The organism is Methanosphaera sp. DEW79, assembly GCF_003266085.1.
Classification (GTDB): Archaea; Methanobacteriota; Methanobacteria; order Methanobacteriales; family Methanobacteriaceae; genus Methanosphaera; species Methanosphaera stadtmanae.
This window is the reverse complement of sequence record NZ_MUZW01000062.1, coordinates 1-4,914: the sequence shown is the minus strand read 5'-3', so window position 1 is coordinate 4,914 and position 4,914 is coordinate 1. Positions and strand designations below refer to the sequence as shown.

Here is a 4,914-nt window from a genome sequence, read left to right as displayed (position 1 = left end):
TTTTTATTTTTAGATTTTTATTTTAATAGTTATGAATTATTTTTTGAATTATTTTATTTAATTACAAAAGACATGTAGATAATATTCTATTTTTTAAATAAATTAAGTGAAGTCTCTTCAAATTATTAAATAGAGTCTTATTTATTTAAACTATTTCTTATAAAACTACTATTTTAATTATTGATATTTTTGAGAATTAAAGAAGTAATTTGTATCTTTTTTTTCAAAAGGAATTTTAAAAAAAATTTCAATATAATAATGATAATAGCCTAAGAAAAATAAATTCACATTATAAGTTATTAGTATTAAGTATTTAGACTTAACATAGAATTAACTATTTAAGAAAAAATTTGTGGATGGTTAACATAATTATGCAACTAGATAAAAATCAGACAAGCAGTGGAGTATAATCAACCTTCAAAGTTAATACCTGCAGATCATGGAACTGGAAAAACAAGGGTACTAACAGAAAGAGTATAATTCTTATTAAAATGGTACAAAGCATACTTTTAATGTTGATACTTCAGGATTAATAGAATACATTAAAAATAAGTATCCTATAAGTCAAGAATATTTGGATTTAATTTTGAATTACTTGAAGAAAATAACTACCTCGATTACAACCAATTACAGATTAAAACATTAGAATTATTAAATGAAAATCAAAACATAGCATTACATGTTCGTTTTAAAAATATTCTTATTGATGAGTTTCAAGATATTGATTCTGTACAGATGAGAATATGTTAAATGCTATGATAAATAAATACCTCTAGTAATTCATGATTTATTATATAATTAGGTAAGTAACTATAATACTTAAGTTAGCCCTTTGATTTAAGTTTATTATAATCTAGAACTATTCAAAATAAAATTAGTTAAAATGATTCTTTAGATTTTTATAGAAAAATTTAGGTTTTAATATAAAAAAGTATCTTATAAATATGAATTTCATAAAAATTCATTAAAAAAAATTGTAAAAAATAGAATAAAGTAAATCTATTTTACTTTATATCTTAAAATACCAGCAATTCCACCAAATGCCTTATCAAGTTGAGTTCCTTCTTCGGTTTCTATAGAAATAACTTCAACATGTGTTTTAACTTCTTCGGCCAATTCTATTAATTCTTCAGCAGTTTCTTGTGTTTTAGTTATTTTCATAACTTCATTACATTTAGGACATCTTTTTTCTGGAGGTTCTTGATGTTGTCTAGTAGTTATAACATCTACTGTATTACATGCAGGACAAGTGTAGGTTTGTCTTTTACTTTTAAGATTTTCAGATATGAGTAATGTTTCAACAGCACCCATTTGAAGATTTTGTCTTACTTCTTTTTCACCATAAGTTGAAAGTCCACTTTCAGATATAAGTCCTGTAAGGAATTTTCTCATGAACTTCTTCTCTTGCATAATATCCATTTCATCAAGTGTATCTGCAGATTCATCAATAACTTCTCTTATACCAAAATCTCCAGTGTATGATGTGTCAACAATGTTGATTATTTTATCATGAATTTCATAGTGTATATACTCTCCATCAACAAAATCATTTTTAGTATGGCCTGGTCCACCAATAAGAACACCCTTAAGTTCATCTTTTAATGGAAGAAATGCTTCATCTACGTGTCTTCCTATACGTTTAAGGAATTCATGTGCAGCTAATTCAATCACACGGTCAAATCTTCTTTGTGACTGTCCTCCAGCTTTATGTTTTCCTGGAACACCACTAGTTAAGTGTTTTATAATATCTATTCTTTTTCCTCTTAGTGTTGCAATTGTAGATTCTTTACGATCTAGTACTACTACACCATAAACTTCCTTATATTCAATAATTTGTTTTAGAGGTTCTACAAAAAACTGACTATCACAGTGGTATGTGTATGTTTGAACAGCTTCAGGTGGTTGGAATACATATGTTTCCATTTTCTCAGTACCAGGTCCACCTTTTGGAATCATTCCCACAAACATTACAAGTCCCTTTTCTGGTGGTTTTGGGAATAATTTTAATCTTTGAATAATTACTTCAATAGCTGATTGTACATTTTTTCTTGTTTGTTTACTTTTAATGTTTGCACTTTGTCCAAGTTCATCACGCATCTGTTTTGCAACATCACTTATCTGTTTTTCAGGTGGTATATAAACACTTACAAGTTCTGTTCCTCTACCTTTTTTATCTTCTAACTCTTTAAGAGTCTTTTTTACTTCATATATTTCTTTTGATGATACATCACTCATTTTATCCTCTTCTTTGATTAATGTTGTGATTTAATTAATATTGATTAGAATAATTATCTGGGATTAATAAGAATACATTAAATATGGGAGGGAGTCATTTCAAGTTTTTTTTATACATTCCCATAATATTTTGTTATATATTCATTTTTATCGTAACCTTTACTTTCTAATTTGGAGATTACAATATAATCCACTTATATTGTTGTAAAAAAATTGTTTTATATGTATATGACTATTTTCTAGAAGTTTTTATACATTATTATATATCTATGTTTTTTATCTTATTTTATTATTTTGATTATATTAGATAAATATATCAATAATTTAGAAGATAAATTATACTAATAGTAAATTATTTTAAATTATTATTTTCAGATTAATTGAAGATATTTACAAAAAAAACTTTTTTGGAAAAATAAATATATTATTTGGAGTCGAGTGAATGCGTATAGTTATTACAATTGGGGGATCAATCCTATTAAAAGAATATGATAATAAGAAATTTGAAGATTATGCTAAAATAATCAGACAAATCAATGAAGATCATGAAATATTTATAGTAGTTGGTGGTGGAAGACCAGCACGTGATTACATAAGTGTAGTTAGAGATATGGGTGAAACAGAATCCATATGTGATGAAATAGGAATACAAGTTACAAGAATAAATGCTAGATTATTACAACTAGCTCTAAAAGATGTGTCCTATCCAGCAATACCTGTAAATTTCCAACAAGCACTAGAATTTTCTGCTACAGGTAAAATTGTTGTAATGGGTGGAACAGAACCTGCACATAGTACAGATGCAGTTGGAAGTATTCTTGCAGAATATGTTGGTGCTGATTTAGTAATAAATGCTACTAGTGTAGATGGATTATATGATAAGGATCCTAATAAATATAATGATGCTAAAATGTTTTCTGAAGTTTCTGCTGATAAATTAATGGAAATAGTATCTGATAATGATACAAAAGCAGGAACATATGAATTTATTGATAAAACAGCAATTCAAATTATTAAACGTTCTAAAATAAAAACAGTAATTGTAAATGGTAACACTCCTGAAAATGTTAAAACAGCAATTACACAACCAATTGGAACACTCATCACTGAATAAAAAAAGGAGGTATATTTATATGGCAGTTGAAGCTCATAGACATTGTGCAATATGTGGAAAACCAATACCACTAACTGAATCATTTTGTTCAGATAAATGTCAAGAACAATATCAATTAAAACAAAAACAAGTTGCAAAACAAAGAAAAATACTATTTGGAATTGTAATTGTATTTGTATTAATATATGTAGTCATGGTATTTTTAAAACCATTCTAAATAGAATAAATTCACTTTTCTATTTTTTTTATTATTCTTTTTAGAAAAATGCTTATTTTAAATTAATATTTTAAAAAATAGTTGAAATTATATAAAAAAAAGAATTGATGTGAACCTTATAAATTCACACCCATATCTAATTGTTCTGTTAATTCTTTGTATCTGTTTCTGATTGTTACTTCTGTTACACCAGCAATATCTGCAACATCACGTTGTGTTTTACGTTCACCAAGTAACACACTTGCAATGTATAATGCAGCAGCTGCAACACCAGTAGGTCCTCTTCCACTTGTAAGACCATTATCCATTGCTTGATTAATAATTTCAATAGCTTTAGACTGAACAACACCTGATAGATTTAATTCACTAGCAAATCTAGGGACATAATCAATAGGGGATGTTGGTGGTAATCTAATATGTAACTCTCTTGTAAGGAATCTGTATGTTCTACCAACTTCTTTCTTACTTACACGAGATACATCAGCTATTTCATCAAGTGTTCTTGGAACTTTACATCTTCTACATGCAGCATATAATGAAGCTGCTACAACTCCTTCAATACTTCTTCCACGTATGAGTTTATTTTCAACAGCATTTCTATATACAACTGATGCTGATTCACGTACAGATCTTGGAAGACCTAATCTTGAAGAATCTCTATCAAGTTCACTTAATGCAAATGCAAGGTTTCTTTCTGTAGCACCACTGATTCTGATTTTTCTCTGCCATTTTCTTAGTCTGTACCATTGAGCTCTGTTTCTTGCAGGTATATCTCTTCCATAGATGTCTTTGTTACGCCAATCAATCATGGTGGATAAACCTTTATCGTGAATTGTGTATGTGATAGGTGCTCCTACTCTTGTTCTTTTATCTCTTTGTTCATGGTCAAAAGCTCTCCATTCAGGACCCATATCCACTATGTTATCATCTATTACAAGACCACATGCTCCACAAACAACTTCTCCACGTTCATGATCATTTATTAATTTTGTAGAACCACATTCTGGACATTTAGTTTCTTTTTTCTCCATTTCAGCAACGTCTTCTTTCATTTGTTCTTTTTCACTTATGCCGTTGCTTTTTTCTAATTCATGTTCTAGTTCTTCAGAGTCTGTTGTATCTATTTTTATAATTTCTTCAACATCTAAATCAGAATTTGACATTAATTCAATATCTGAATCTTCTGGTGTTATTAATCCTACATCTTCCATAGGATCAGATAATATTAAGTCATTTAATTCGTGATCTGTGGCGTTATCAGTGTCTGTGTTTTTGTCATCTTTGAAATTATCCATAATTTCAAGTAATGGATTTGGTTGTTTGGTTTTTTCTTTTTTTGGTTTGTCTT

5 protein-coding genes are annotated in these 4,914 nt (G+C 28.0%); 3 read left to right on the top strand and 2 right to left on the bottom strand.

Annotated features, from left to right (window positions below; genetic code table 11):
* Nucleotides 1-570 precede the first annotated feature (570 nt).
* Complete coding sequence (locus tag BZ132_RS07645) at nucleotides 571-750, top strand: UvrD-helicase domain-containing protein (protein WP_083757035.1); 180 nt, start codon at nucleotides 571-573, stop codon at nucleotides 748-750.
* A gap of 249 nt (nucleotides 751-999) precedes the next feature.
* On the opposite strand, the gene prf1 is transcribed toward BZ132_RS07645, so the two are convergent.
* On the bottom strand, nucleotides 1,000-2,235 hold the full coding sequence (prf1, locus tag BZ132_RS06555; protein ID WP_011406939.1) for a peptide chain release factor aRF-1: 1,236 nt from the start codon (nucleotides 2,233-2,235) through the stop codon (nucleotides 1,000-1,002).
* 442 nt (nucleotides 2,236-2,677) lie between these two features.
* On the opposite strand from prf1, the gene pyrH reads away from it, so the two are divergent.
* Together pyrH and BZ132_RS06545 are read left to right on the top strand one after the other, a co-directional pair.
* Entirely contained in the window at nucleotides 2,678-3,349 is a 672-nt protein-coding gene (gene pyrH / locus BZ132_RS06550) for a UMP kinase (RefSeq protein ID WP_286940670.1), read from the top strand.
* Between the two features lie 19 nt (nucleotides 3,350-3,368).
* Entirely contained in the window at nucleotides 3,369-3,566 is a 198-nt protein-coding gene (locus BZ132_RS06545; RefSeq protein ID WP_286940669.1) for a DUF2116 family Zn-ribbon domain-containing protein, read from the top strand.
* 116 nt (nucleotides 3,567-3,682) lie between these two features.
* Here the strand turns inward: BZ132_RS06545 and BZ132_RS06540 are convergent, their stop codons facing one another.
* Nucleotides 3,683-4,618, bottom strand: a complete 936-nt coding sequence (locus BZ132_RS06540; protein WP_011406936.1) for a transcription initiation factor IIB — start codon at nucleotides 4,616-4,618, stop codon at nucleotides 3,683-3,685.
* Nucleotides 4,619-4,914: the final 296 nt, after the last annotated feature.